Annotated in this window: 1 pseudogene; it reads right to left on the reverse strand. The window is 59.8% G+C overall.

The features are described from left to right. Nucleotides 1-413 (reverse strand): annotated as a pseudogene (locus L692_RS32845) (TIGR00375 family protein); the annotation flags it as partial.

Here is a 413-nt window from a genome sequence, read left to right on the forward strand (position 1 = left end):
TATCAATATCCCGCCGCGCCCGCAGATCTCGTCCTGAAGCTCCCGGGAGGGAACATAGATGCGCTGGGAGCTTAAGTTAACGTTCTTCATATGGCGCCCCATCCAGCGGCTGAACTCGCTCATCGCCTCAAGATCCGGCAGGAAGGCCAGCACATGGCATTCCTTGCGCCCGGGCTCGCGGATTTCAATCTCCGTCCCAAGCACGATTGCCGTTCCCCTATACGCGATGCCGCCGCCTTCGGCCTCCGTCATTTCTCCATTATGAAGACAGTGCATAATATCCTGCTGGACGGCAGGAGAATGGCTGTCGATAATGCCGATCAAGCCGATGCCTTTGCGTTCCGCCGCTTCCCGGGCGATTCCCGCAAAGGTCAGATCGCGGCTGCCGCTGATCTTGACCGGCTGGCCCCCCG

The organism is Paenibacillus forsythiae T98 (assembly GCF_000520735.1).
Classification (GTDB): Bacteria; Bacillota; Bacilli; order Paenibacillales; family Paenibacillaceae; genus Paenibacillus_AQ; species Paenibacillus_AQ forsythiae.